Origin of the sequence: Streptomyces sp. NPDC101160, from assembly GCF_044768205.1 — a bacterium.
Lineage (GTDB): Bacteria > Actinomycetota > Actinomycetes > Streptomycetales > Streptomycetaceae > Streptomyces.
Map to the genome: position 1 here is coordinate 455,366 of NZ_JBIWPJ010000006.1, position 25,687 is coordinate 481,052.

Annotated in this window: 28 protein-coding genes and 1 riboswitch; of the genes, 14 read left to right on the top strand and 14 right to left on the bottom strand. The window is 70.7% G+C overall.

All coding sequences use genetic code 11. The annotated features are described in order from the left end of the window. The first annotated feature begins 91 nt into the window (after positions 1-91). A complete protein-coding gene (locus tag ACIRSU_RS21490) occupies positions 92-1,570 on the top strand; it encodes a glycosyltransferase family 87 protein (RefSeq protein ID WP_403794385.1) in 1,479 nt (492 codons plus the stop codon). A 67-nt stretch (positions 1,571-1,637) separates the two neighbouring features. Here the strand turns inward: ACIRSU_RS21490 and ACIRSU_RS21495 are convergent, their stop codons facing one another. The 3 genes from ACIRSU_RS21495 to ACIRSU_RS21505 form a co-directional block, all read right to left on the bottom strand. Continuing rightward, complete coding sequence (locus ACIRSU_RS21495; RefSeq protein WP_403794388.1) at positions 1,638-2,669, bottom strand: alanine racemase; 1,032 nt, start codon at positions 2,667-2,669, stop codon at positions 1,638-1,640. A gap of 108 nt (positions 2,670-2,777) precedes the next feature. Then, positions 2,778-3,896, bottom strand: coding sequence for a lipid II:glycine glycyltransferase FemX (locus ACIRSU_RS21500; RefSeq protein WP_403794391.1), 1,119 nt, complete (start codon positions 3,894-3,896; stop codon positions 2,778-2,780). A 98-nt stretch (positions 3,897-3,994) separates the two neighbouring features. Next, positions 3,995-4,309, bottom strand: coding sequence for a hypothetical protein (locus ACIRSU_RS21505; protein WP_403794394.1), 315 nt, complete (start codon positions 4,307-4,309; stop codon positions 3,995-3,997). Between the two features lie 249 nt (positions 4,310-4,558). Between ACIRSU_RS21505 and rpsF the strand changes: the two genes are divergently transcribed. The 4 genes from rpsF (at position 4,559) to rplI (ending at position 6,257) form a co-directional block, all read left to right on the top strand. Further along, positions 4,559-4,849 (top strand): 30S ribosomal protein S6, encoded by a 291-nt coding sequence (gene rpsF / locus ACIRSU_RS21510; protein WP_004950685.1) that lies wholly within the window; start codon positions 4,559-4,561, stop codon positions 4,847-4,849. A gap of 72 nt (positions 4,850-4,921) precedes the next feature. After that, on the top strand, positions 4,922-5,497 hold the full coding sequence (locus tag ACIRSU_RS21515; protein ID WP_386866829.1) for a single-stranded DNA-binding protein: 576 nt from the start codon (positions 4,922-4,924) through the stop codon (positions 5,495-5,497). A gap of 58 nt (positions 5,498-5,555) precedes the next feature. After that, positions 5,556-5,792 carry a 30S ribosomal protein S18 gene (gene rpsR, locus ACIRSU_RS21520; RefSeq protein WP_128983236.1) on the top strand — a complete coding sequence of 79 codons (237 nt, stop codon included), beginning with the start codon at positions 5,556-5,558 and terminating at the stop codon, positions 5,790-5,792. 18 nt (positions 5,793-5,810) lie between these two features. After that, positions 5,811-6,257 carry a 50S ribosomal protein L9 gene (gene rplI / locus ACIRSU_RS21525; protein ID WP_403794397.1) on the top strand — a complete coding sequence of 149 codons (447 nt, stop codon included), beginning with the start codon at positions 5,811-5,813 and terminating at the stop codon, positions 6,255-6,257. 102 nt (positions 6,258-6,359) lie between these two features. Here the strand turns inward: rplI and ACIRSU_RS21530 are convergent, their stop codons facing one another. Next, positions 6,360-7,697, bottom strand: coding sequence for an MATE family efflux transporter (locus ACIRSU_RS21530; RefSeq protein WP_403794399.1), 1,338 nt, complete (start codon positions 7,695-7,697; stop codon positions 6,360-6,362). Between the two features lie 376 nt (positions 7,698-8,073). Here ACIRSU_RS21530 and dnaB point away from each other — a divergent pair, with 376 nt between their 5' ends. Continuing rightward, entirely contained in the window at positions 8,074-9,561 is a 1,488-nt protein-coding gene (dnaB, locus tag ACIRSU_RS21535) for a replicative DNA helicase (protein ID WP_403794402.1), read from the top strand. Positions 9,562-9,596: 35 nt separating this feature from the next. After that, positions 9,597-10,979, top strand: a complete 1,383-nt coding sequence (locus ACIRSU_RS21540) for a serine hydrolase domain-containing protein (protein WP_403794405.1) — start codon at positions 9,597-9,599, stop codon at positions 10,977-10,979. 69 nt (positions 10,980-11,048) lie between these two features. Here the strand turns inward: ACIRSU_RS21540 and ACIRSU_RS21545 are convergent, their stop codons facing one another. The 3 genes from ACIRSU_RS21545 to ACIRSU_RS21555 form a co-directional block, all read right to left on the bottom strand. After that, a complete protein-coding gene (locus ACIRSU_RS21545) occupies positions 11,049-11,501 on the bottom strand; it encodes a GNAT family N-acetyltransferase (RefSeq protein ID WP_403794408.1) in 453 nt (150 codons plus the stop codon). Then, complete coding sequence (locus ACIRSU_RS21550; RefSeq protein ID WP_403794409.1) at positions 11,498-11,956, bottom strand: MarR family winged helix-turn-helix transcriptional regulator; 459 nt, start codon at positions 11,954-11,956, stop codon at positions 11,498-11,500. Before ACIRSU_RS21550 ends, ACIRSU_RS21545 begins: the two co-directional genes overlap by 4 nt. A 123-nt stretch (positions 11,957-12,079) precedes the next feature. After that, the gene (locus tag ACIRSU_RS21555; RefSeq protein WP_403794412.1) at positions 12,080-12,955 is read right to left on the bottom strand and encodes a GNAT family N-acetyltransferase; all 876 of its coding nucleotides are present in this window, start codon (positions 12,953-12,955) and stop codon (positions 12,080-12,082) included. A gap of 186 nt (positions 12,956-13,141) precedes the next feature. Here ACIRSU_RS21555 and ACIRSU_RS21560 point away from each other — a divergent pair, with 186 nt between their 5' ends. Continuing rightward, complete coding sequence (locus ACIRSU_RS21560; RefSeq protein ID WP_403794414.1) at positions 13,142-13,804, top strand: HAD family hydrolase; 663 nt, start codon at positions 13,142-13,144, stop codon at positions 13,802-13,804. A 102-nt stretch (positions 13,805-13,906) separates the two neighbouring features. Next, positions 13,907-15,190: a globin domain-containing protein gene (locus ACIRSU_RS21565; protein ID WP_403794417.1), complete on the top strand. Its 1,284-nt coding sequence runs from the start codon at positions 13,907-13,909 to the stop codon at positions 15,188-15,190. 39 nt (positions 15,191-15,229) lie between these two features. On the opposite strand, the gene ACIRSU_RS21570 is transcribed toward ACIRSU_RS21565, so the two are convergent. From ACIRSU_RS21570 to ACIRSU_RS21590, 5 genes are all read right to left on the bottom strand, one after another. Beyond that, positions 15,230-15,709: an NUDIX domain-containing protein gene (locus ACIRSU_RS21570; RefSeq protein ID WP_403794420.1), complete on the bottom strand. Its 480-nt coding sequence runs from the start codon at positions 15,707-15,709 to the stop codon at positions 15,230-15,232. A 121-nt stretch (positions 15,710-15,830) separates the two neighbouring features. Then, positions 15,831-16,727 carry a LysR family transcriptional regulator gene (locus ACIRSU_RS21575; RefSeq protein WP_403794422.1) on the bottom strand — a complete coding sequence of 299 codons (897 nt, stop codon included), beginning with the start codon at positions 16,725-16,727 and terminating at the stop codon, positions 15,831-15,833. Positions 16,728-16,929: 202 nt separating this feature from the next. Further along, on the bottom strand, positions 16,930-18,123 hold the full coding sequence (locus ACIRSU_RS21580; protein ID WP_403794425.1) for a cystathionine gamma-lyase: 1,194 nt from the start codon (positions 18,121-18,123) through the stop codon (positions 16,930-16,932). Continuing rightward, positions 18,120-18,635: a low molecular weight protein-tyrosine-phosphatase gene (locus ACIRSU_RS21585; protein ID WP_403794426.1), complete on the bottom strand. Its 516-nt coding sequence runs from the start codon at positions 18,633-18,635 to the stop codon at positions 18,120-18,122. The genes ACIRSU_RS21580 and ACIRSU_RS21585 overlap by 4 nt, the downstream gene beginning before the upstream one ends. 7 nt (positions 18,636-18,642) lie before the next feature. Next, positions 18,643-19,020 (bottom strand): phage holin family protein, encoded by a 378-nt coding sequence (locus tag ACIRSU_RS21590; RefSeq protein WP_403794428.1) that lies wholly within the window; start codon positions 19,018-19,020, stop codon positions 18,643-18,645. A gap of 57 nt (positions 19,021-19,077) precedes the next feature. On the opposite strand from ACIRSU_RS21590, the gene ACIRSU_RS21595 reads away from it, so the two are divergent. From ACIRSU_RS21595 to ACIRSU_RS21610, 4 genes are all read left to right on the top strand, one after another. Next, positions 19,078-19,395 carry a cupin domain-containing protein gene (locus tag ACIRSU_RS21595; protein WP_403794432.1) on the top strand — a complete coding sequence of 106 codons (318 nt, stop codon included), beginning with the start codon at positions 19,078-19,080 and terminating at the stop codon, positions 19,393-19,395. A 202-nt stretch (positions 19,396-19,597) separates the two neighbouring features. Then, positions 19,598-19,810, top strand: a complete 213-nt coding sequence (locus ACIRSU_RS21600) for a DUF5326 family protein (protein ID WP_403794936.1) — start codon at positions 19,598-19,600, stop codon at positions 19,808-19,810. A gap of 203 nt (positions 19,811-20,013) precedes the next feature. Next, positions 20,014-20,784 carry an IclR family transcriptional regulator gene (locus tag ACIRSU_RS21605; protein WP_403794434.1) on the top strand — a complete coding sequence of 257 codons (771 nt, stop codon included), beginning with the start codon at positions 20,014-20,016 and terminating at the stop codon, positions 20,782-20,784. A 74-nt stretch (positions 20,785-20,858) separates the two neighbouring features. Beyond that, positions 20,859-21,293 carry an SsgA family sporulation/cell division regulator gene (locus ACIRSU_RS21610; RefSeq protein ID WP_403794939.1) on the top strand — a complete coding sequence of 145 codons (435 nt, stop codon included), beginning with the start codon at positions 20,859-20,861 and terminating at the stop codon, positions 21,291-21,293. A gap of 109 nt (positions 21,294-21,402) precedes the next feature. Here ACIRSU_RS21610 and ACIRSU_RS21615 read toward each other — a convergent pair whose 3' ends face one another. Then, on the bottom strand, positions 21,403-22,725 hold the full coding sequence (locus ACIRSU_RS21615) for a YibE/F family protein (RefSeq protein ID WP_403794436.1): 1,323 nt from the start codon (positions 22,723-22,725) through the stop codon (positions 21,403-21,405). Between the two features lie 72 nt (positions 22,726-22,797). Continuing rightward, a riboswitch (TPP riboswitch) is annotated at positions 22,798-22,913 on the top strand. Here ACIRSU_RS21615 and thiC point away from each other — a divergent pair. After that, entirely contained in the window at positions 22,908-24,704 is a 1,797-nt protein-coding gene (gene thiC, locus ACIRSU_RS21620) for a phosphomethylpyrimidine synthase ThiC (protein ID WP_403794438.1), read from the top strand. It overlaps the preceding riboswitch by 6 nt. Before the next feature lie 49 nt (positions 24,705-24,753). Here thiC and ACIRSU_RS21625 read toward each other — a convergent pair whose 3' ends face one another. Beyond that, positions 24,754-25,659 (bottom strand): hypothetical protein, encoded by a 906-nt coding sequence (locus ACIRSU_RS21625; protein WP_403794440.1) that lies wholly within the window; start codon positions 25,657-25,659, stop codon positions 24,754-24,756. Positions 25,660-25,687: the final 28 nt, after the last annotated feature.

The following is a 25,687-nucleotide window of genomic DNA, read 5'->3' on the forward strand; positions in this document are numbered from 1 at the left end:
AGGGCCGCCGCACCCGCTCCGTACCCCGTGTACGGAACCGGGCGCGGCGGCCCTCGGCGTTTTCCCGGGCTCGTACGGCAGGATGTCCCCCATGCCGAGCCTCCAGAAGACGAGCCCTCCGCAGGACGCAGTGGTCCGCCCCACCCGCACGGACGACGTGGCGGCCAAGGGCAGCGAGCTGATCGGCGGGCCGATCGGACGCCGGGCGCTGCTCGGCTCCGGGCAGCTCACGCCGGTCCGGGTCGTCGCCCTGGTGGCCCTCGGGATGTTCGCGCTCGGCATGGTGCAGAAGCTGCCCTGCTACAACTGGGCCTGGTTCCGGGGCTCCACCTCCCAGTACACCCACGCCTGCTACTCCGACATCCCGCACCTGTTCTCCGGGCGCGGCTTCGCGGACGGCCTGGTCCCGTACTTCGACCGGATCGGCGGCGACATACCGTTCCTGGAGTACCCGGTCCTGACCGGTCTGTTCATGCAGGTCGCGGCGTGGCTGACGCCCGGCGGCGCCGACCTGACCGAGCGGCAGCAGGCGTACTGGCTGGTCAACGCCGGCCTGCTGATGGTCTGCACGGCCGTCCTGGCCGTCTGTGTGGCCCGGACGCACCGTAGGCGCCCCTGGGACGGCCTCCTCGTGGCGCTCGCGCCCGCCCTGGCGCTCACCGCCACGATCAACTGGGACCTGCTGGCCGTCGCCCTCACGGCCGCCGCGCTGCTGCTGTGGTCGCGGAGCCGCCCGCTCGGCTTCGGTGTCCTCCTCGGGCTCGCGACGGCCGCCAAGTTCTACCCGATACTGCTGCTCGTGCCCGTCTTCCTGCTGTGCTGGCGGGCGGCGAAGTGGCGGGCGTTCGGCGCGGCGGTGCTCGGCGGGGCCGGGTCGTGGCTGGTGGTGAACCTGCCGGTGATGCTGCTCGCTCCGGAGGGCTGGAAGCAGTTCTACGTCTTCAGCACGGAGCGGAACGTCGACTTCGGCTCCGTGTGGCTGTTCATCAGCCAGACGACGGGCGCCGTGATCCGACCTGGGACGGCCAACTACTGGGCGCTGTTCCTGATGATCCTTGCCGCCCTGGGGCTGGCCTATCTGGCCTTCACCGCGCCCCGCCGGCCCCGGCTCGCCCAGCTCGCCTTCCTGATCGTGGCCGCGTTCGTCCTCACGAACAAGGTCTACTCGCCGCAGTACGTGCTCTGGCTCATCCCGCTGGCGGTGCTGGCCAGGCCGCGCTGGCGGGACTTCCTGGTGTGGCAGGGGTGCGAGGTCATGTACTTCCTCGCCATCTGGCTCTACCTGGCGTACACGAGCAGCGGCAACAAGCAGGGCCTGCCGACCGACGGCTACCAGTTCGCGATCGTCCTGCACGTGCTCGGCACGCTCTACCTGTGCGCACTCGTCGTCCGCGACATCCTGGTGCCCGACCGGGACGGGGTGCGGCGGGACGGCTCGGACGACCCCTCGGGCGGCGTCCTGGACGGCGCGGAGGACGCCTTCGTGCTCGGCAGGGCGGCGCACCCGGCCCGGCACGCGGCGCCGCTGGCAGAGGGGCCGCGCGTGGAATGGGGCCTGCCCCGCGAGTGACCCCAGGAACGAGCAGCGGCCCCCGGGATGTCCCCGGGGGCCGCTGCCGTGTCAGGTGCCGGCCGGCTCAGCGCTCGACGAGCCGGTCGTACTGGGTGGTGGTGTGCCGCAGGTGGGCCACCAGCTCGTCGCCGACCCGGGGCTCCTGGGCGTCGGCCGGCACGAACAGGATGGACACCTGCATGTGCGGCGGCTCGGCGAACCAGCGCTGCTTGCCGGCCCAGACGAACGGCGACAGGTTGCGGTTGACGGTGGCGAGACCGGCGCGGGCCACGCCCTTGGCACGCGGCATCACACCGTGCATCGCCTTCGGGGCCTCCAGGCCGACACCGTGCGAGGTGCCGCCGGCGACCACCACGAGCCAGCCGTCGGAGGCGGCCTTCTGCTGGCGGTAGCCGAAGCGGTCGCCCTTGGCGACACGGGTGACGTCGAGGACCGCGCCGCGGTACTCGGTGGCCTCGTGGTCGCCCAGCCACAGCCGGGTGCCGATGCGGGCGCGGAACCGGGTCTGCGGGAACTGCTGCTGCAGCCGGGCCTGCTCCTCGGCGCGCAGATGGCTGACGAACATGGTGTGCAGCGGCAGCCGGGCGGCCCGCAGCCGGTCCATCCAGGCGATGACCTCCTCGACGGCGTCCGTGCCGTCCGGGCGGTCGAGCGGCAGGTGCAGGGCGAAGCCCTCCAGGCGCACGTCCTCGATGGCCGCGTGCAGCTGCGGCAGCTCCTCCTCGTGGACGCCGTGCCGCTTCATCGAGCTCATGCACTCGATGACGACCCGGGCGCCCACCAGGGCGCGCACGCCGTCCACGGACGACACGGAGCGGATCACCCGGTCCGGCAGCGGCACCGGCTCCTCGCCCCGCCGGAACGGGGTGAGGACGAGCAGGTCGCCGCTGAACCAGTCCTTGATCCTGGCGGCCTCGTACGTGGTGCCCACCGCGAGCATGTCGGCGCCGAAGCGGCCGGCCTCGTCCGAGAGCCGCTCGTGGCCGAAGCCGTAGCCGTTGCCCTTGCAGACCGGGATGAGCCCCGGGAACTGGTCGATGACGGTCTTCTGGTGCGCCCGCCAGCGAGCGGTGTCGACGTAGAGGGAGAGCGCCATGGCCGGCCCGGGACCTTTCTGGTGGCTGCGATGGGTCAAAAGTGTGTACGAGGCTGGGTGACGAGACTACGCAAGCCTCGCCGCGTCGTCAGCCGGGCGACGGGTGCGTCAGCGGCGCGACATGTAGATGTCCAGGGCCTTGTGCAGGAGCTTGTTGAGCGGGAAGTCCCATTCGCCCACGTACTCCACGGCCTCGCCGCCGGTGCCGACCTTGAACTGGATCAGGCCGAAGAGGTGGTCGGTCTCGTCCAGCGAGTCCGAGATGCCCCGCAGGTCGTAGACGGTGGCGCCCATCGCGTAGGCGTCGCGCAGCATCCGCCACTGCATGGCGTTCGAGGGCCGGACCTCGCGGCCGATGTTGTCGGAGGCACCGTACGAGTACCAGACGTGGCCGCCGACGACGAGCATGGTGGCCGCGGAGAGGTTCACGCCGTTGTGGCGGGCGAAGTAGAGCCGCATGCGGTTGGGGTCCTCGTTGTTGAGGACGGTCCACATGCGCTGGAAGTACGACAGCGGGCGCGGCCGGAACTTGTCGCGGACGGCCGTGATCTCGTACAGCCGCTGCCACTCGGCGAGGTCCTCGTAGCCGCCCTGGACAACCTCGACGCCGGCCTTCTCGGCCTTCTTGATGTTGCGGCGCCACAGCTGGTTGAAGCCCTTGAGGACCTCGTCGAGCGAGCGGCCCGCGAGCGGCACCTGGAAGACGTAGCGGGGCTGGACGTCACCGAAGCCGGCGCCGCCGTCCTCGCCCTGCTGCCAGCCCATCTTGCGCAGCCGGTCGGCCACCTCGAAGGCGCGCGGCTCGATGTGGGTGGCCTCGACGTCGCGCAGGCGCTTGACGTCCGGGTCCTGGATGCCGGACTTGATCGCGGCCGCGTCCCAGCGGCGGATGACGACCGGCGGGCCCATCTTCACGGAGAACGCGCCCTGGTTCTTGAGGTGCGCCAGCATCGGCTGCAGCCAGTCCTCCAGGTTCGGCGCGTACCAGTTGATGACCGGGCCCTCGGGCAGATAGGCGAGGTAGCGCTTGATCTTCGGCAGCTGACGGTAGAGCACCAGGCCGGCGCCGACGAGTTCGCCGGACTTGTCGAACCAGCCGAGGTTCTCCGAGCGCCACTCGGTCTTCACGTCAGCCCACGCCGGGACCTGGCAGTGGCTCGCCGCGGGCTGGCTCTGGATGAACGCCAGATGCTGCTCTCGGCTGATGGTCCTCAGGGTCAGGCTCATGTCGGGGCGCTCCTCGGCAGGTGTGTCCCCATCGGTCAGGGGCTCCGGCTCTCGCGCCGAAGCCTACTGCGACCTTGGAGCACCCCGAATGTCCACGTCTAGCTGATCACTCCGCCGAAGAGGCCGCCGTGGGCCATGCCGAGGTAGAAGCCCACCCCGGCGGCACCCAGTCCGATGACCAGGAGGAAGCGTTCGCGGGTCGTGGCGGAGATGAACTGGCCGTAGGCGCCGGTGAGGATGCCGATCAGTCCGGTCCACGAAGCCAGCAGGTGCAGGTTGTCGAAGAACCCCGTGACGAAGGAGAGAACGCCGAGCGCCAGGGTCACGGCCATCAGGGTGTCCTGGAGCGGATGGGGCTTGCCGTCGGTGGCGAACAGGGAGTGTCCGGGATCGGGTCGCATTGCCTGGGCCATGTGGCACCTCCTGGCGTGGCTGCCGGACGGCGGCGTCCGTGACGCCGCCGACATCCGTTGTGTACAGATTGCGTCCCCTCACCACCGGATTTCAACCGCAGGGCGATGTGCAGGTACTCTGTACGATCTGCACCGGTGTCTGCCCAGGTCCGTCCAGGACCCGCGGTCTTCGGCACCGTTGCTTACGCATCACGACCCTCCTGCCACGGAACGACCGTGGCCGCTGAGTCCAAAGGAGGTGGGTTCCACATGCGTCACTACGAGGTGATGGTCATCCTCGACCCCGATCTCGAGGAGCGCGCTGTCTCCCCGCTGATCGAGAACTTCCTCTCCGTCGTCCGTGAGGGCAACGGAAAGGTCGAGAAGGTCGACACCTGGGGCCGTCGTCGTCTCGCCTACGAGATCAAGAAGAAGCCCGAGGGCATCTACTCGGTCATCGACCTGCAGGCCGAGCCTGCGGTCGTCAAGGAGCTCGACCGCCAGATGAACCTGAACGAGTCGGTCCTCCGGACCAAGGTCCTCCGCCCCGAGACCCACTGAGCTTCCGCTCAAAGGTTCTCGGGTCCGAGTAGCAGTAAGCAGCCGTAAGCAATCCCGCCGAGAGGTTCACCCATGGCAGGCGAGACCGTCATCACGGTCGTCGGCAACCTTGTCGAAGACCCCGAGCTGCGCTTCACCCCGTCCGGTGCGGCGGTCGCGAAGTTCCGCATCGCGTCCACTCCCCGCACCTTCGACCGTCAGACCAACGAGTGGAAGGACGGCGAGAGCCTGTTCCTGACCTGCTCGGTCTGGCGTCAGGCGGCGGAGAACGTCGCTGAGTCCCTTCAGAAGGGCATGCGCGTCGTCGTGCAGGGCCGTCTGAAGCAGCGGTCCTACGAGGACCGCGAGGGCGTCAAGCGCACGGTCTACGAGCTGGATGTCGAGGAAGTCGGTCCCAGCCTGCGTAACGCCACGGCCAAGGTCACCCGTACCACCGGTCGCGGTGGTCAGGGCGGCTACGGCGGCGGCGGTCAGCAGGGTGGCGGCGGCGGTGGCTGGGGTGGCAACTCCGGCGGCGGCCAGCAGGGCGGCGGAGCTCCCTCCGACGACCCCTGGGCCTCCAGCGCCCCGTCCGGCGGCCAGCAGGGCGGCGGCGGTGGCTGGGGTGGCAACTCCGGCGGCGGCTACTCGGACGAGCCTCCCTTCTAGGGCCTGCGCCCTGGAAGCAGCTCGTACCCAAACTTCTTGATCACACAGGAGAAACACCATGGCGAAGCCGCCTGTGCGCAAGCCTAAGAAGAAGGTCTGCGCGTTCTGCAAGGACAAGGTCGCGTACGTCGACTACAAGGACACGAACATGCTGCGGAAGTTCATCTCCGACCGCGGCAAGATCCGTGCCCGTCGCGTGACCGGCAACTGCACGCAGCACCAGCGTGACGTCGCCACGGCCGTCAAGAACAGCCGTGAGATGGCGCTGCTGCCCTACACGTCCACCGCGCGCTAAGGGAAGGGTGACCGAAAAATGAAGATCATCCTCACCCACGAGGTCTCCGGCCTCGGCACTGCCGGCGACGTCGTTGACGTCAAGGACGGCTACGCTCGCAACTACCTGGTCCCGCGCGGTTTCGCGATCCGCTGGACCAAGGGTGGCGAGAAGGACGTGGCGCAGATCCGCCGCGCCCGCAAGATCCACGAGATCGCGACCATCGAGCAGGCCAACGAGGTCAAGGCCAAGCTCGAGGGCACGAAGGTCCGTCTGGCCGTTCGCTCCGGCGAGGCCGGCCGTCTCTTCGGTTCCGTGACCCAGGCCGACGTCGCCGCCGCGATCAAGACCGCGGGTGGCCCGGACGTCGACAAGCGTCGCGTCGAGCTCGGTTCGCCGATCAAGACCCTGGGCTCGCACCAGGTGTCCGTGCGTCTGCACGCCGAGGTTGTCGCGAAGCTCGGCGTCGAGGTCGTCGCCGCGTAACGCTGATCTCAGCAGCAAGAAGGGCCGCACCCCTCGGGTGCGGCCCTTCCGCTGTTTCACGTGAAACATCTCCGTCGTTTCACGTGAAACAGCACAGAGCGGTCAGCGGGTGGCGCCGGTGACCAGCCAGCGGCCCGAGCGGGTGCGCCACCACAGCGTCGCCATCCGGACGGTCATCATCACGGTCATCGCGCCCCACAGCGCGGTCAGCCCGCCGCCGAGACTCGGCACGAGCAGGGCGATCGGAGCGAAGACGGCCAGGGTGAGCAGCATGGCCCAGGCGAGATAGGGGCCGTCGCCCGCGCCCATGAGGACGCCGTCCAGTACGAAGACCACGCCGGAGATCGGCTGGGAGAGCGCGACGACCAGCAGGGCCGGGAGCAGGACGTCGCGGACCGCGGAGTCGTCGGTGAAGAGCGGCACGAAGAGCGGGCGGGTGAGGATCAGCAGCACGCCGAGGCCGATACCGCAGACCACGCCCCACTGGACCATGCGGCGGCAGACCTGGCGGGCGCCGTCCGCGTCGTCGGCGCCGAGATAGCGCCCGATGATGGCCTGTCCGGCGATGGCGATCGCGTCGAGGGCGAAGGCCATCAGGCTCCAGAGGGACAGGATGATCTGGTGCGCGGCGACATCGGCGTCCCCGAGCCGGGCGGCGACGGCGGTGGCGATCATCAGGATGGCCCGCAGCGAGAGCGTACGGACCAGGAGCGGAGCGCCGGCCTGGGCGCAGGCCCGGATGCCGGCGGCGTCGGGGCGCAGGGAGGCGCCGTGCTTTCTGGCGCCGCGGACGACCACGTACAGATAGGCGGCGCACATGCCGAGCTGGGCGATGACCGTACCCCAGGCGGATCCCGCGATGCCGAGTCCGGCGCCGTAGACGAGGCCGAGGTTGAGGGCTGCGTTTGCGGCGAAGCCGGCGATGGCGACGTAGAGCGGGGTGCGGGTGTCCTGGAGGCCGCGCAGCACGCCGGTGGCGGCGAGCACGACGAGCATGGCGGGGATGCCGAGGATGGAGATCCGCAGATAGGTGACGGCGTAGGGGGCGGCGGTGTCCGAGGCGCCGAAGAGGTCGACGAGCCAGGGCGCGGTGGGCAGGGTGAGGGCGACCACGGCGGCGCCGAGGATCAGGGCGAGCCAGATGCCGTCGATGCCCTGGCGGATGGCGGCCTGGAGGTCGCCCGCGCCGACGCGGCGGGCGACGGCCGCGGTCGTGGCGTAGGCGAGGAAGATGAACACGCTCACCGCGGTGGAGAGCAGGGCCGAGGCGATGGCGAGTCCGGCGAGCTGGGGGGTGCCGAGGTGGCCGACGATGGCGCTGTCGGCCATGAGGAAGAGAGGCTCGGCGACGAGTGCGCCGAAGGCCGGGACGGCGAGTGAGAGGATCTCGCGGTCGTGTTGCCGCCGGGCGGTCTTGAGGGTCGCGGGAGCCTGATGCATGCGCTCAATCTAATCGTCCACAGGTAAGAGATGCAATGGCTCGGAGGTCCTTACATTTCCTACGAGAGCGCCTTCGTGTGTGCGCCGTTTGTTCTGATCTTGAGCCGGGTGTGGAAGTTTTTCTCCCCCACAGCCCGTGGACGGAAAAAGACCAGGTCAGCGGTGTCGGGTGAGCTGCGTTATGAGTTTGTCCACATAGCTGTCCCCTGGTCCGTGCACAGGTTCCGCGGAGTTCTCCACAGCATCTGGGCCTTCACCCACAGGCCCTGTGGATAACCAGATTGGCTGACGGTGCCCGCGGGCCTACCGTGGTCCGGCGCCCGACGCGCGAGAGTGGCAACGGTTGTCCGCGGAGCGGACGGGAGGAGGTGGCTTGGTGAGCATGCCCGAGCCCATGGACGATCCCTGGGCCGAGAGCGGACCGAGTGACCGGCTGCCCGTGCGCACCCGCGGTGGTGGCGAGGGCCGGGGTCGTGGCCGCGGCCGAGAGGACCAGCACGAGCGCGGCAGCGAGGGCGGCTGGGACAGCGGCGTGTCCGCGTTCGAGCGTGTTCCCCCGCAGGACCTGGACGCCGAGCAGTCCGTCCTCGGCGGCATGCTGCTCTCCAAGGACGCCATCGCCGACGTCGTCGAGATCATCAAGGGCCACGACTTCTACAAGCCGGCCCACGAGACCGTCTACGCGGCGATCCTCGACCTCTACGCGAAGGGCGAGCCCGCCGACCCCATCACGGTCGGCGCCGAGCTCACCAAGCGCGGCGAGATCACCCGGGTCGGCGGCGCCTCCTATCTGCACACGCTCGTCCAGTCGGTGCCGACCGCCGCCAACGCCTCGTACTACGCGGAGATCGTCCACGAGCGGGCCGTGCTGCGCCGTCTCGTGGAGGCCGGCACGAAGATCACGCAGATGGGATACGCGGCCGACGGCGACGTCGACGACATCGTCAACCGGGCCCAGGCGGAGATCTACCAGGTCACCGAGCAGCGCACCACCGAGGACTACCTGCCGCTCGGCGACATCATGGAGGGCGCGCTCGACGAGATCGAGGCGATCGGCTCCCGCAGCGGCGAGATGACCGGTGTGCCCACCGGCTTCACCGACCTCGACGCGCTCACCAACGGCCTGCACCCCGGCCAGATGATCATCATCGCGGCCCGTCCCGCCATGGGTAAGTCCACGCTCGCGCTGGACTTCGCCCGGGCCGCCTCCATCAAGCACAACCTGCCCAGCGTCATCTTCTCCCTCGAAATGGGCCGCAACGAGATCGCGATGCGTCTGCTCTCGGCCGAGGCCCGGGTGGCGCTGCACCACATGCGCTCCGGCACCATGACCGACGAGGACTGGACCCGGCTCGCCCGCCGGATGCCGGACGTCTCGCAGGCCCCGCTCTACATCGACGACTCGCCGAACCTGTCGATGATGGAGATCCGCGCCAAGTGCCGCCGCCTCAAGCAGCGCAGCGGCATCAAGCTCGTCATCATCGACTACCTCCAGCTGATGCAGGCCGGCGGCTCCAAGCGCGCCGAGAGCCGGCAGCAGGAGGTCTCGGAGATGTCGCGAAACCTCAAGCTCCTCGCCAAGGAGCTGGAGCTCCCGGTGATCGCGCTCTCCCAGCTGAACCGAGGCCCCGAGCAGCGCACCGACAAGAAGCCGATGGTCTCCGACCTCCGTGAGTCCGGCTCGATCGAGCAGGACGCCGACATGGTCATCCTGCTGCACCGCGAGGACGCCTACGAGAAGGAGTCCCCGCGCGCGGGCGAGGCCGACATCATCGTCGGCAAGCACCGTAACGGTCCGACGGCGACGATCACCGTGGCCTTCCAGGGCCACTACTCGCGCTTCGTGGACATGGCACAAACCTGATCGAGTTCGGCGCGGTCGCGCGGCATGATCGTCGCATGACCTCATCCTTCGAAGCCCCGCTGCCCAGCACCGAACGTGCCCTGCTGCACCGCATCGCCGTCGCCCAGACCGAGGGCCGCTCGCCCTCGTTCGTCGGTGGTGTGGTGCGGGACGGCAGGACGGTCTGGTTCGGCTCCCGCAGCTGTGTCGACGGACACGCGCCCGACGACGGGACGCAGTTCCGGATCGGCTCGATCACCAAGGTGTTCACCGCGGTTCTGGTGATGCGGCTCCGGGACGAAGGACTGATCGGTCTGGAAGACCCGCTGGAGAAGCACCTGCCGGGCACCGGGGTGGGCGAGGTGACGATCGCTCAACTCCTCGGCCACAGCTCCGGGCTCGCCGCCGAGACGCCCGCGCCGTGGTGGGAGCGGACGCCCGGGACGACCAGGCCGGAGCTGGCCGACGTGCTGGGGGAGCGGCCGTCGGTGCATCCGGCCGGGCGGCTCTTCCACTACTCCAACCCCGGCTACACGCTGCTCGGTTCGCTCGTCGAGGCCGTCCGCGGGGTGCCGTGGGAGGAGGCGCTGCGCACCGGGATCCTGGAGCCGCTGGGTCTCGGCCGGACGACCGTTCAGCCGGTCGCCCCGGCGGCAGGCGGCTGGGCGGTGCACCCGTGGGCCGATGTGATGATGCCGGAGCCGGCCGAGGACCTGGGGATCATGGCGCCCGCCGGGCAGTTGTGGTCGACGGTCGGTGACCTGTGCCGGTTCGCCGCGTTCCTGGCCGAGGGTGACGACCGGGTGCTCTCCCGGGCGTCCGTCGAGGAGATGCGGGTGCCGTCGGTGCCACCGGCCGCCGGTGACCCGGACGGGGGTTACGGCCTCGGGCTCCAGCTGCTGCGCAGGGACGGCCGCACGCTCGTCGGCCACACGGGCTCGCTGCCGGGCTTCGTCGCCACGCTGTGGGTGAGTGTCGAGGACGGTCTGGCCGCGGTGTGCCTCGCGAACGCCACCTCCGGGCCTCTGCCGTCCGTCGTGGCCGCCGATCTCGTACGGATCGTGGCGGAGGCCGAGCCGCGGCTGCCGGAGCCGTGGCGGCCCCTTCCCGAGGCCGAGGTCGACACGGAGCTGCTCGCGCTCGCCGGGCCCTGGTACTGGGGGACCTACGCGTACGGGTTGCGGGTCGGCGCCGGGCGCGGAGTGAGCCTGGAGCCGCTGAAGGGCGCCGGGCGGCGGGCCGAGTTCCGGCCGCTGCCCGAGGGCGGCTGGGTCGGTCTCGACGGCTACTACCAGGGCGAGACGCTGCGTGTGGTGCGGCGCCCGGACGGCTCGGTGAGCCATCTCGACCTCGGCTCCTTCGTCTTCACCCGGGAGCCGTACGAGCAGGGGGACGCCGTGCCGGGCGGTGTGGACGAGGGCGGCTGGCGCGGTCTCTGACGGTCCCGCGGCCGGCACGACGGCGAAGCGCGCTGTTTCACGTGAAACAGCGCGCCCGTGACGTCCTGGTCAGAGGCTCAGCTTGAAGCCGAGGTGCGAGGGCTCGAAGCCGAGCCGCTCGTAGAAGCGGTGGGCGTCCGTGCGGGTGACGTCCGAGGTCAGCTGCACGAGGCCGCAGCCCTGCAGCCGGGACTCCGCCACCGCCCACTCGATGAGCTGGGTACCGAGGCCGCTGCCGCGCTCCTCCGCGTGGATGCGGACGCCCTCGATGATCGAGCGGGTCATGCCCCGCCGGGAGAGCCCGGGGATGATCGTGAGCTGGAGCGTGCCGACGACCTTCCCCGCGCGTTCGGCCACGACGACATGCTGATGAGGGTCCCCGTCGAGCCGGTCGAAGGCGGCGGCGTACGGGGTGAGGTCGTCGGGCGACTCGCGCAGGGCGCCCAGTGGGTCGTCGGCGAGCATCGCCACGACGGCGGGGAGGTCGCCGCGCTCCGCGGGCCGGATCGTCAGATCGCTCATGCCGGGACGCCCAGGTCCTCGACGACGCGGACGAACGGCGCGAGCTCGGGATTCCTGGCGGCCTCGTCCAGGGCCTCGCGCAGCGCCTTGTCGTTCGTGGGGCGGGCCTCGGCGAGCAGCTTCAGGCCGGCCTCGGTGACGTCGGTGTAGATGCCGCGCCGGTCGGTGGCGCAGATATACCGGGTGAGCAGACCGCGGTCCTCCAGGCGGGTGACAAGCCGTGTGGTCGCGCTCTGGCTGAGCACCACGGCGTCGGCGACCTGCTTCATCTGGAGATGGCCGCCGGGGCCGTCGTGCTGGCGGCTGAGCACGTCGAGCAGCGAGTACTCGCGGACACTCAGACCGTGCTGGGACTCCAGGGCGCGCTCGACGTGCGACTCGATCCTGCCGTGCAGCAGCGAGAGGGCGCACCAGCCCTGGGCGAGGGCCGTCAGGGCGGGGTCCGTCGCGGTCATGGTCTCTCCTCGCTTCCTCGGTCTCTCCTCGGTCCGGAGCGGTGTCTACCAGCGTAGCCGAAGGGACGCAAAAGTCCGCGTGTGCAATTAATTTTCCCCGGGCGGCCAGGCCCGGTCGTCACGTCACCCCGCCGCGACGGTCAGCGGGGCGAAGCGGCGGCTTCCGTCGCCGGGCAGGCCGGGCACCGAGCGGACCATGAGGGCCGTGGTGAAGATCCGGCCCACGCCGTTCGCCTCGAGCCAGGTGAGCAGGGCGGTGTGTCCCGAGTCGACGTCCGTGCGCAGCGGGCGGTCGGTGGCGTCGGCCAGGGAGGTCACCAGGTGCTGGGCGGTCGCCGGGTCGCGGGCGATCAGCGGGCCGACGACATGGGTGTCCATGTTCGGCCAGATGGCGGCGAAGCCGGTGAGCTCGCCGTCCCGCTCCGCGACCCGCAACTGGTCGGCGAAGGCCGGCAGCCGGGTGATGAGGTGGGTGCGGTCGACGCCGAAGACCTCGCGGTCGAGACGCAGGATCGCCTGGAGGTCCTCCGCGGTCGCGGGCCGGACCGAGGTGCCGGCCGGGGCCTCGGAGGCCGGCTCGGCGAAGCTGAAGCGGCCCTTGAGCAGCTCCGACGTGCCGATCTCGGCGAAGCCCAGCTTCTCGTAGAGCGGCTGTCCGTTGGGCGTGGCGTACAGCGTCAGCGGGGTGCCGTCGTACTCGCCGAGCACGTGCTGCATCAGCCGGCGGCCCACGCCTCGGCGGGCGTACCGCTCGGCGACCAGGACCATGCCGATCGCGGCCAGCCCGGGTCCGTACGAGGTGACGACACAGGCCGTCACCAGTCCCTTGCCGTCGGGGTCGTCGACGCCGTAACCCGTGCCCGCCGCGAGCAGCAGGCCCCACTTGTGCTCCTCCCGGTCCCATCCCCGGTCCTCGGAGAGATCGGCACAGGCAAGGAGATCGTCCGAGGTGAGGCGCCGGATGGGGAGCTGGTCGAGCGAGGTCTGCGAGATCGGCATGACGGCCAGGCTGGCCGACGTGCCGAGGAGGCGTCCACCGGTTTTACGGGCCTGACAGGGACCGCGGCGGAGCGGGGTTGACCTGGCGTTGTTTCACGTGAAACAACGCCAGCCCGTGGCTGCGCCACCCCGCCGCCGGGTGGCCGCACCCCTCCCGCCGCCTCGCTCGTACTAGCCTCGGCACATGTGGCTGACCTGACGCACGCCCGTGACGGGCACAGACTGCATCTCTTCGATCTCGACGGCACGCTGATCCGTGGCTCGGCGGCCGCGGTGGAGATCTCCCGGCAGCTCGGGTTGAGCGAGGAGATCGAGCGGCTGGAGCAGGACTTCCTGGTGCGCGGGATGACCCCCGACGAATTCGCCGTACAGGCCCATGCCCTGTGGGCCGAACTCACCCCGGAGCAGGTCACGGCTGCCTTCGAGGGAGCACCGTGGCTGGCCGGCATCCGCGAGGTGTGGGCGGAGATCCGGGCCGGCGGCGGCCGCTGCGCGGTCATCTCCCTCTCGCCCGACTTCTTCGTCGAACGGCTCCTGGACTGGGGACTCGACGCGGCCCACGGCTCCCGCTGGCCGGCCGTCCCCTTCACCGAGCCGATCCACCGGCCCGGCATCCTCAACGCCTCGGCGAAGGTGCGGATCGCCCGGGAGCTCTGCGGGCGCTTCGGGCTCGATCTCGCCGACTGCGTGGCGTACGGCGACTCGATGTCGGACGCCGAGCTCTTCGCGATCGTCCCGGAGAGCGTGGCCGTGAACGCGGACCACCATCTGGCCGGCCTGGCGACGCACCGCTACGGCGGAGCCGATCTGCGCGAGGCCTACGCACTGGTCCGAAACAGCGCAGCCTAGCCCTCCGCGGGCGCCGATTGACCGGAATTCCCACTTTCTGTCCGGGGCGACCTCAGAACTGCCATCCTGCGAGCACGGAGGCCGACTGCGGGGAGGCAAGGCATGAAGGAAGCTCCGGCCGCGGCCACGGACGCGCCGCTGCCCCGAATAACGGCACCACCGGCCGGGGCGGAAGCGGCACCGGACGGACCACCGGTGCCGGACCGACCACCGATGCCGGACGGACCACCGGCACAGGCTGAGCCTCCGGGGCCGTCGGCCGCGGCCCCGGCGGGCGGTCCCTCGCCCGACGCCGTCCTGGTGCGGCGCACCCTGAGCGAGATCGCCCCCGTCGCCGACCGGGTGACCTCGTACTTCTACGCCCTGCTGTTCATCGGCAGCCCAGGGCTGCGCGAGATGTTCCCGCCGGCCATGGACACCCAGCGCGACCGGCTGCTCAAGGCGCTGCTGACGGCGGCCGAGCACCTCGACAACACCCGGGTCCTGACCGAGTACCTGCAGAACCTGGGCCGCGGGCACCGCAAGTACGGCACCCGGCCGGAGCACTACCCGGCCGTCGGCGAGGCGCTGATCGGGGCTCTCGCCCGGTACGCCGAGGGCGTCTGGGACGCCGAGACCGAGGCGGCCTGGGTCCGTACGTACACGACGATCTCGCAGATCATGATCGACGCCGCCGCCGAGAACGAGGCAGAGGCACCGGCCTGGTGGCAGGCCGAGGTGGTCAGCCACGATCTGCGCACCCCGGACATCGCCGTGGTCACCCTCCGGCCCGACCAGCCGTACCCGTTCCTCGCCGGGCAGTACACGACCCTGGAGACCCCGTGGTGGCCGCGGATATGGCGGCACTACTCCTTCGCCTCGGCGCCCCGGCCGGACGGGCTGCTCTCGCTCCATGTGAAGGCCGTGCCGGCGGGGTGGGTGTCGAACGCCCTCGTCCATCGCGCCCGGCCCGGGGACGTGCTGCGGCTCGGCCCGCCCGCAGGTTCGATGACGGTCGACCACTCGACCGACAACGGGCTGCTCTGTCTGGGCGGAGGGACCGGTATCGCGCCGATCAAGGCGCTGGTCGAGGACGTCGCCGAGCACGGCGACCGGCGGCCCGTCGAGGTGTTCTACGGCGCCCGCAACGGCCACGACCTCTACGACATCGACACGATGCTGCGGCTCCAGCAGACCTTTCCCTGGCTCTCCGTCCGTCCGGTCACCGAGGACCAGGGACGCCTGCCGGACGCCGTGTGCCGCTATGGGCCCTGGGCCGAGTACGACGCCTATCTGTCGGGGCCGCTCGGCATGATCCGCAGCGGGGTCGACGCCCTGAAGGGCGCCGGCATCCCCACCGACCGGATCCGCCACGACTACCTGGGGGAGCTGGTCACCTCGGCCTGAACCGGAGCCTGAGCCGAGACCGTCCGAAGAAACGTGCCGTCAGCCCAGGTCGGGCGCGTGCATCGCGCGGACGCCCTCGATGTTGCCGTCCAGGTAGTGGCGCAGCGAGAGCGGGACGAGGTGGACGGCGGCGATGCCGACCCGGGTGAACGGCACCCGGACGATCTCGTACTCGCCCGTCGGCTCGTCGACCTCGGGGCCGTGCCGCTGCGCGGGGTCCATGGACTCCAGGCGGCAGACGAAGAAATGCTGCACCTTCACCCCGGAGACGCCGCCGTCGACGATGTGCTCGACGGTGTCGACGAAGCAGGGGACCACATCGGTGATCTTGGCGCCGAGTTCCTCGTGGACCTCGCGGTGCAGGGCCTCGACGACCGTCGAGTCGGAGGGCTCGACCCCGCCGCCGGGCGTCACCCAGTAGGGATCGACTCCCGGCTTGGTGCGCTTGATGAGGATCAGGTCGTTCCCGTCGAGCAGGATGGCGCGTGCGGTGCGCTTGACCACTGGTCGTTCGGTCATGGAAGGAAAATGGCCCGTCCTCGCTGTCCTGAAACACGTGCTGTCCTGGAACACGTGCTGTCCTGACACGCATGCCGGCCTGACACGCATGCCGTCCTGGAGTACGCGGCGGTCCCGCCGCTCACCACTCCCCCGCGGCCGCGAGCAGCCGCTCATGGGCCCGCGCGAGGTGCGGCAGGGCGAGGGTGCCGGTGCGGACGACGACGAAGTAGGTGCGCAGCGGCGGCACGGGCGGGTCGAGCAGCGCCACCAGACGGCCCCGGGCCAGCTCCGGCTCGCACAGATAGCGCGGCAGCACGGCGAGACCGGCACCGGAGGCGGCGGACTCCAGGACGGCCCGCAGATCCGGGACGATCACGGTCGCGGCGGCCGCCGGCTTGGTCTCGAAGACGGCCGTCCAGTAGCGGGAGACGAAGGGCAGCGACTCGTGCACCTCGACCACCGGCAGCTGCTCCAGGACGAGCGCGCCCTCGCCGAGCAGCACGTCGGGGGAGAGCCGGGCGGCCCAGCGCGGGGCGGCGACCAGGACGTGCTCCTCGTCGCAGAGCGGGGTGGCCGACAGGAGCCCGCCGCGGGGGCGGGCGGTGGCGACGGCCAGGTCGTGGTGGCCGGCGGCGAGCCCGTCCAGGGTCTCCGGAGCGTTGCCGATCAGTGAGACCCGGACGGCGAGGCCCTGGGTGACCAGCGGGGTGAGCGCGGGCAGCACCCGTGCCGAGGTGAACTCGGGCGGCCCGGCGACATGCAGGGTGCGCACGCCGTTCTGCTCGTCCAGGCCGGTCTCGGTGATCTCGACCAGCGCGTCCAGGTGCGGGGCGGCGCGGTGGGCGAGCTCGTCGCCGATGGTGGTGGGGGTGACCCCGCGGGCCCGGCGGAGGAAGAGCGGGCGGCCGAGCTGTCGTTCAAGGGTGCGGATCTGGCTGGTGACGGCCGGCTGGGAGAGGCCGAGGAGCGCCGCGGCGCGGGTGAAGGAGCCGGCCCGGTGCACGGCGACGAAGGTGCGCAGCAGGGTCAGATCCATGTCCGCCCCCTCCCGGCCCTGCGTCCGTTCGACTGAACTGTCCAACTATAAATAAGTCGATAGGTCGCTGTCGCTACCGTGATTGGACACTGACGCAGAGTCAACTAGCCTTGTTCGGGCGGTTGTCCGCAGAGGAACCCGCAAGGGGAACAGGGGCGCTCCGAGCCACGAGGGGGGAGGTTCGGAGCGCCCCTGTCACCTGTCACGCCGTCCGGGGGCCGCTGTCCGGCCGCCGCTGTCCGGCGTCCTTGGCGGTCTCGTCGAGGGCTCGCAGGACGTCCTCGATGAGGTCCTCGGGGTCCTCCGCGCCCACCGAGAAGCGGACGAAGCCCTCCGGCACCGCGTCCCCGCCCCAGCGGCCGCGCCGCTCGGCCGTGGACCGCACCCCGCCGAAGCTGGTCGCCTCCTCGACCAGGCGCAGCGCGCCCAGGAAGCGTTCGGCCCACTCCCGGTCGGGCAGCTCGAAGGAGACGACGGAGCCGAAGCGCCGCATCTGACGGGCGGCCACCTCGTGCGAGGGGTCCCCGGGCAGGCCCGGGTAGCGCAGCCCGGTGACGTCCGGATGCGCGGCGAGCGCCTCGGCGAGGGCGAGCGCGGTGGCGCACTGCCGGTCGAGGCGCAGCTGGAGTGTGGCCAGCGAGCGGTGCGCGAGCCAGGCCTCCATCGGGCCCGGGATGGCGCCGACGATCTTGCGCCAGCGCCGGACCTCGGCGGCCCGCCGCGGATCGCGGCAGCTGACGTGGCCGAGCAGGACGTCGCCGTGCCCGGTCATGCCCTTGGTGTCGCTGGCCACCGAGAAGTCGGCGCCCAGCTGGAGGGGGCGCTGGCCGAGCGGGGTGGCCAGGGTGTTGTCGACGGCGACGAGCGCGCCGGCCTCGTGGGCGGCGGCCGCCATCCGGCGCAGGTCGCACACGTCGAGCCCCGGGTTGGACGGGGTCTCGATCCACAGCAGCTTCGCCCCGGCGAGGACGGACAGCTGGGCGTCGCCGCCGGTGGGCGCGGAGCGCACCTCGACGCCGTACGCGCGCAGCTGCTCGTGAACCAGCGGCAGGGCCTGGTAGCCGTCGGACGGGACGACGACGGCGTCGCCGGCCTTGAGCTGAGAGAACAGCACGGCGGAGATCGCGGCCATGCCGGACGCGAAGACCAGCGTCTCGACGCCGCTCTCCCCCGGCGCCTCCAGCTCGCCGACGGCGCGCTCCAGATGGGTCCAGGTGGGGTTCTCGTCGCGGCCGTAGGTGTACGGGCCGGTGGGCTCGCCGGGCAGGTGGAAGTGGGCCGCGAAGACCGGGCCCGGCAGGGTGGGCTCGTACTTCACCGGCTCGGGCAGGCCGGCCCGTACCGCCCGGGTGCCGTCGCCGATGCCGCCGTCGGCCGTGCCGTCCGCGCTGCTCATGCCGTGCGCTCCTTCACTTGCTCGCACACGGCGGCGAGCAGTCCCTCGCTCGCCGCCTCCACCATCTCCAGGCACTCCTCGAAGCCGTCCCGGCCCCCGTAGTACGGGTCGGGCACGTCGAGACCAGCCCCTGCTCCGGCCCCCGCACCGGCTCCCGCTCCGGGGTCGTAGGAGCGCAGCAGCCGTATCTTCGCGGCGTCCTCGGGTGTCGGGGCGAGCCGCCGCAGCTCCCGCGCGTGGCCCTCGTCGAGGGCGATCACCAGGTCGAGCGCGGGGAACCAGGAGGCTCGGAACTGCCGGGCGGTGTGCGCGGAGCCGTAGCCGTTCTCGTCCAGGACGGCGACCGTGCGGGGGTCGGCGCCGTCGCCCTCGTGCCAGCCTCCGGTGCCCGCGCTGTCCACCTCCACCAGGTGGGCCAGACCGGCCTCGGCCACGCGGGCCCGGAAGACGTGCTCGGCCATCGGCGAGCGGCAGATGTTGCCCGTGCAGACGAAACAGACGCGGTAGGTCACGGCCGCCTCAGTCGGATTCGGGGAGGACGACGTTCAGCGCCCAGGAGACGACCGAGATGATCAGGCCGCCGAGCACGGCGGTCCAGAAGCCCTCGACGTGGAAGCTGAGGTCGAGCTGGTCGGCCAGCCAGGACGTCAGGAGCAGCATGAGGGCGTTGACGACCAGGGTGATCAGACCGAGCGTCAGGACGAAGAGGGGAAAGGTCAGGAGCTTCACGACCGGCTTCACCAGGAAGTTCACCAGGCCGAAGACCAGGGCGACCAGGATCAGCGTCCATGCCTTCTTCGCGGTGCTGTCACCCGTCAGTGTGATGTCCTGGAGGAGCCAAACGGCAACCCCGAGGGCACCCGCGTTCGCGAGGGTCTTGAGGACGAAATTCTTCATGTGTCAGATCGTGGCAGCACGATCCGGCCACAGCCAAGGACTAAGGACGGGCGAAGGATGAAGGCATTCCGGCTGGACGAGCTGGACGCGGAGCGGGCGGCCAACGAAGGCGCCTATCTGCAGTTCCTGCGTGAGCGGAACATGTCGGTCGGGCTGTACGCGCTCGACGCGGGCCAGACCGATCCGCAGGGGCCGCACGGGCAGGACGAGGTGTACTTCGTGGTGAGCGGCCGGGCCTCGATCACGGTCGGGGACGAGACGACCTCGGTGGCGCGGGGCAGCGTGGTCTACGTGCCGGCGGGGGTGACGCACAGGTTCCATCACATCAGCGAGGACCTGCGGGTCCTGGTGGTGTTCTCGCCGCCGGAGGCATGACACCGGCCGCCCGCCCCGGTCGCCCGACCCGATCGGCTCCCTGAACGCCCCGACCCCTAGGGGTCGGATCAGGGAAGAGCAGGGGCCGCGAGGCCCCCGCTCGCACGGGGTGCGCCCCTAGCATCGAAGTGTGTCCGGCGCAGAGCGCGCCGACCGGGTCAACGGGCCCGGGCTCTTCGGAGATGAGGTAAGCGCAATGGCGGTGAAGGAGATTCTCGCGGGGATGCCGTGGTGGGTGAAGTGGATCGCCATACCCGTCATCGCGCTGGCCGTCTTCGGCGGTCTGATCACCACGGTGCTGAGCATCGTGTTCGGGCTGCTCTTCAAGGTGCTGGTCTTCGTGGCGCTGGTCGGCGGCCTCATCTACGTCGTCAAGAAGTTCACGGCGTCGAACACCTCGCGGGGGGACTGGTAGCACGCCTCGCCGGGCGTTAGCCCGGCCGGGGGAACGCGCAGGTAGAAACCCATGTGGCCCTGGGGCCTGCCATTAGAGTGGCAGACCTCTGCCGCCCCGGGAACCACAGGCGAAACCTCCGCGGTCCCAGGCCGCGGCGGGCGCGCGGGGGCGGCCCCCGCGGGCGGGTGCGACGCACTCGTCGACACGCCTGGGGGTGACCTTTGGCCACTGCTTCGCAGCCCGCTGCTCCTACTCTGATCGGCTCGGTGCAGCGGGCGCTGAGACTCCTCGAGGCCGTGGGCTCCCACGAGGACGGGGCCCCCGCCAAACAGCTCGCGCGCGAGGCGGGACTCCCGCTTCCCACCGCGTACCACCTGCTCCGCACCCTGACGCACGAGGGCTATCTGCGCCGCGAGAAGGGCGTGTTCGTCCTCGGCGACGCCGTCGCCCGTCTGGTCGGTGGCGGAGCTGTGCAGAATCGTCGCACCAAGGTCGAGGACTCTCTCGCCCGCTGGCGGGACGTCATCGGCGTCCCCGTCTACTTCGCGATCTACCGCGAAGGCGAGATCGAGCTCGTCTCCGTCGCCGACACTCCCGCGAACCCCGCGGTCGAGGAGTGGGCGAACTTCAAGGAGACCGGCCACGCGCACGCCATCGGGCAGTGCCTGCTCTCCCAACTCGATCCGAAGAGCCGTCAAGACCACCTCGATCGCCACCCGGTGGAATCCATCACCCCGTATACGGTGCGTAATCGGCGTGCCTTTTTGGACCGTTTGGAAGGTTTGGGGCGAATGGAGCCCCTGGTGGAGCGTCAGGAATATGCGCTCGGCACGGTCTGTGCCGCCATTCCCATCACGGCGGGCTCCACGGCGGCCACGATGGCGATTTCCCTCCCGCTTCACCAGCAAGAACGGTTGCTGCCCGCAGTCGAATGGCTACGCTGCGAGATCGGAAGGCTCTTCAGTTCGCTCGCCTTCTCTATCAGTATCTGAAAAATCACTCCTTGTGATCTGCTAGGGCTTACAGCACGATTGCGTCAAAACTTCCACTTACTGCGGGGTACATGATGCGAGAGACGGTTCAGGCCGAGGTCCTGATGAGCTTCCTCGTCTCCGAGGAGCTCTCCTTCAGGATCCCGGTGGAACTGCGGTACGAGACCCGCGACCCGTACGCGGTGCGGATGACCTTCCACCTCCCCGGAGACGCGCCGGTGACCTGGGCGTTCGGCCGCGAGCTGCTGCTCGACGGGATCAACAGGCCGAGCGGGGACGGCGATGTGCACATCGCGCCGACCGAACCCGAGGGCCTGTCCGACGTGATGATCCGGCTTCAGGTCGGCGGTGACCGCGCCCTGTTCCGGGCCAGCGCCCCGCCGCTCGTCGCCTTCCTCGACCGTACGGACAAGCTCGTACCGCTCGGTCAGGAACGCACGCTCGGTGACTTCGAGGACCACCTGGAGGCGGCACTGGGCCGGATCCTCGCGGAGGAGAACGCGGGCTGAGCCCCGGCCGGGTCCCCGAGTCCCGACCGAGCGCCTCACCCCACGCCCGACCCGCGCCGACCCGCCCCCGGCCCGGCGCCCTACGGTTCCTTCGCCCCGCCCCGTACCGTCACTTCGCCCGGCGCCGCCGGCCGCCCCGTACCCCTCGTGACGTTCCCCCGCGTGCCACCCGCCCCGCCGGACCCGGGCGGTCGGCCGCGACCACGAGGGCCGCGAGGCCGGTGGTGACCGGCACCGACGCGACCAGACCGATCGAGCCGACCAGCGTGCGGACGATCTCCTCGGCGACCAGCTCGCTGTTGGCCACCGTCCCCACGCTGCTCTGCGCGATGGAGAAGAGCAGCAGCAGCGGCAGCGCCGCGCCGGCGTAGGCGAGCACCAGGGTGTTCACCACCGAGGCGATGTGGTCCCGGCCGATCCGGATGCCGGCCCGGTAGAGCGCCCGCGGTCCCATGCCCGAATCGGCCTGGTGGAGTTCCCAGACGGCCGAGGTCTGGGTGACCGTCACGTCGTCGAGCACGCCGAGCGAGCCGATGATGACGCCGGCGAGCAGCAGTCCCGACATGTCGATGTCCGGGTAGAGGCTGTGGATGAGACCGGTGTTGTCGTCGGTGTTCCCGCTGAGCGAGCCCCAGCCGATGAAGAGCGAACCGAGCAGACCGGTCAGCAGCAGCGAGACCAGCGTGCCGAGCACCGCGACCGAGGTCCGCGCCGAGAGCCCGTGGCACAGGTAGAGCGCGATCAGCATGATCGCGCTCGCCCCGACGACCGCGACCACCAGGGGATTCGAGCCCTGGAGTATCGCCGGCAGGATGAAGAAGGTCAGCACCAGGAAGCTCGCGGCGAGCGCGACCAGCGCCATCACCCCGCGCATCCGGCCGACGACCACGACGGCGAGCGCGAAGATTCCGGCGAGCAGCGCGACGGGCAGCTTCCGGTTGATGTCGGTGACCGAATACTGCAGCTCGGGCGGCGCGTCGGGGGCGTACGCGACCACCACGCCCTGTCCCTTGTGGAGTTGGCGCGGCGCGTCGGGCTGTACGACCTCGGTGAAGGTGCGGCCCCTGTCCGGGCCCGTGGTGACCTCGACCGTGGCCTTCTCGCACTGACCCGGGGAGCTGACGTGCACCTCCTTGCAGTCGACGTGCGCGACGGAGACCACCCGGCCCTGCTCGGTCTGCCGGTCGAAGCCGACGCCCGTGCGCTGGTGCGCCGGCGTACCGCCCGGCCACAGCATCACGAGCCCGACGAGCACGGCGGCGCCGAACGGGATGAGGACCGCGGCGATGACCTTCCGCAGATGCCGCGAGACGGGCGCGGCCGGCCCGTGGCTGTGGCCGTGGCCGTGGGAATGCCCGGGGGAGTGGGGGTGGTCGTGGCCGCCATGGCCCTCGTGACCAGGCGGTTCGGGGGTCTGGTGCGTCGAAGTCACCGCCCGATCATCGCAACAACGTCAAGGGGCCCACTGTTCAGCACGCCAGGAATGACGCTAGCGTGGTGGCACCTTTGCACACGCGGGAGCTCGGAGCACCGGGCTGAGAGGGCGCTGAAGTTTCGCTGCGCCGACCGCCGAACCTGTTACCGGGTAATGCCGGCGTAGGGAGATTCGGTCTCATGACCATTCAGGATGCACGCACGTCTGCCTCCGACCAGAACGACCCGCAGAGCGGCCAGGGGGAGCGCACGCCGGGCTGGCACAAGGGGTACGTCGAGGGCTCCCGCCCCGACATCCGGGTGCCGGTTCGCCAGGTGCACCTCACCAACGGCAAGGACGTGACGCTGTACGACACGTCCGGCCCGTACACCGACCCCGCCGTCGACACCGACGTGCGGCGCGGTCTCGCGCCGCTGCGCGAGAACTGGATCATCGCGCGCGGCGACACCGAGGAGTACGCGGGCCGCCCCGTCCGCCCCGAGGACGACGGCATCAAGCACACCTCGCCGCGCGGCGGCGGGCTGAAGAACCTCGACGCCGTCTTCCCGGGCCGGCCGCGGCTGCCTCGCCGGGGCCGCGACGGACAGGCGGTCACCCAGCTCGCGTACGCCCGCCGTGGCGAGATCACGCCGGAGATGGAGTACGTCGCGATCCGCGAGAACGTCTCCCCCGAGGTCGTCCGCGAGGAGATCGCGGCCGGGCGCGCGGTGCTGCCGGCCAACGTCAACCACCCGGAGATCGAGCCGATGATCATCGGCAAGCGGTTCCTGGTGAAGGTCAACGCCAACATCGGCAACTCCGCCGTGACCTCCTCCATCGAGGAGGAGGTGGAGAAGATGACCTGGGCGACCCGCTGGGGCGCCGACACGGTCATGGACCTGTCCACCGGCCGCAACATCCACACCACCCGCGAGTGGGTGCTGCGCAACTCCCCCGTGCCGATCGGCACCGTCCCCCTCTACCAGGCCCTGGAGAAGGTCGACGGCAAGGCCGAGGAGCTGACCTGGGAGATCTACAAGGACACGGTCATCGAGCAGGCCGAGCAGGGCGTCGACTACATGACGGTGCACGCCGGCGTGCTGCTGCCGTACGTGCCGCTCACCGCGCGCCGCAAGACCGGCATCGTCTCGCGCGGCGGCTCGATCATGGCCGCCTGGTGCCTCGCGCACCACAAGGAGAACTTCCTCTACACCAACTTCGAGGAGCTCTGCGAGATCCTCGCGGCGTACGACGTCACGTACTCGCTCGGCGACGGCCTGCGGCCCGGCTCGATCGCGGACGCCAACGACGACGCCCAGTTCGCCGAGCTGCGCACGCTGGGTGAGCTCAACACGATCGCCAAGCGACACAACGTGCAGACGATGATCGAGGGCCCGGGCCACGTCCCGATGCACAAGATCAAGGAGAACATCGACCTCCAGCAGGAGATCTGCGAGGAGGCGCCGTTCTACACGCTCGGCCCGCTGACCACGGACGTCGCCCCGGCGTACGACCACATCACCTCGGGCATCGGCGCGGCGATGATCGCGTGGTGGGGCACCGCGATGCTCTGCTACGTCACGCCCAAGGAGCACCTGGGCCTGCCCAACCGCGACGACGTGAAGACCGGTGTCATCACGTACAAGATCGCGGCGCACGCGGCGGACCTCGCCAAGGGGCACCCGGGCGCGCAGGAGTGGGACGACGCCCTCTCGGACGCGCGGTTCGAGTTCCGCTGGGAGGACCAGTTCAACCTGGCCCTCGACCCCGACACGGCCCGCGAGTTCCACGACGAGACGCTGCCGGCGGAGCCCGCGAAGACGGCGCACTTCTGCTCGATGTGCGGGCCGAAGTTCTGCTCGATGAAGATCTCGCAGGACATCAGGCGCGAGCACGGCGGTGACCTGAAGGCGGACGAGATCGAGGCGGGCATGGCCGAGAAGTCGGCGGAGTTCGCGGCGTCCGGGAACCGGGTGTACCTGCCGCTGGCCGACTGACGCCCGTGGCTGACGGCATGCCACCCATGGCGCGTGGGTGGCATGCCGGTCACTCCGGACGGTGCTCCGGCGTGCCGGCGTCAGGACTTGCGAGGTCGGAGCTCGTGGGGCCTGAACTCGTGGAGCCTGAGCTCGTGGAGTTGGAACTTGTGGCGTCGGGACTCGTGAAGTCCGGGCTCGTGAAGTCGGGGCTGGAGAAGTCCGGGCTCGTGTAGGTCGGGCGTGGGGCCGGGGCGCCGCCCTCGTTCGGGCTGGTGAAGTCCGGGCCGCTGTAGCCGACCTTGGGTATGCGGCCGGTGGGCGGCGCGGGCGACTGGCGCGGCAGGGGCGGCGACGCGGCGAGGGCGTCGCGGAGAAAAGGGTGGATGCCCCGGTCCGCCAGGGCCCGGCACCAGGCGTCCCTGGCGCGCGTCAGCTCGTCGTCGGGGGCCTGGGCGGGGACTTCGGTGGCGCTGTTGCGCAGGGCCGTGAGCAGCAGTCCGGCCGCCGCGCAGAGCAGTCCGGCCGCGGCGACGGCGCCGAAGAGAAGGCCGGCGGTCAGCAGGGTGTCGGCGAACGCGGGGGCCGGGTCGAGCATCTTCAGGACCGCGCCGACCAGCAGGAAGATCACGGCCGCGGTGCCCGCGAGGAGCGGGCCGAGGACGGTGACGACGGCGAAGACGCCCGCGCCGCCCTCGTCGGCCGCGCCGTCCGTGGCACCCGTGCCGCTCGCCGTGCGCGTCTGCTCGCGGACCTGCTCCCGTACCTTCACGAAGTGGTCGTACTCGGCCGCGGCGGCGGTCGTGATCAGCGTCGTGGCGTTCAGCGCCATCGAGCGCAGCTGTGCGGTGGTCAGCCGGGTGCCGATTCCGGCCAGATCCGGATGGTCGTGCGCGGTGCGCAGTGCGTCGTCGAGGACCCGCTCGAACTCGGCGCGGTCCTCGGTCAGCAGGTGCGGAGCCACGTTCATGTGCATCCCCCGATGCTCCGTAGGGGCCGGAACC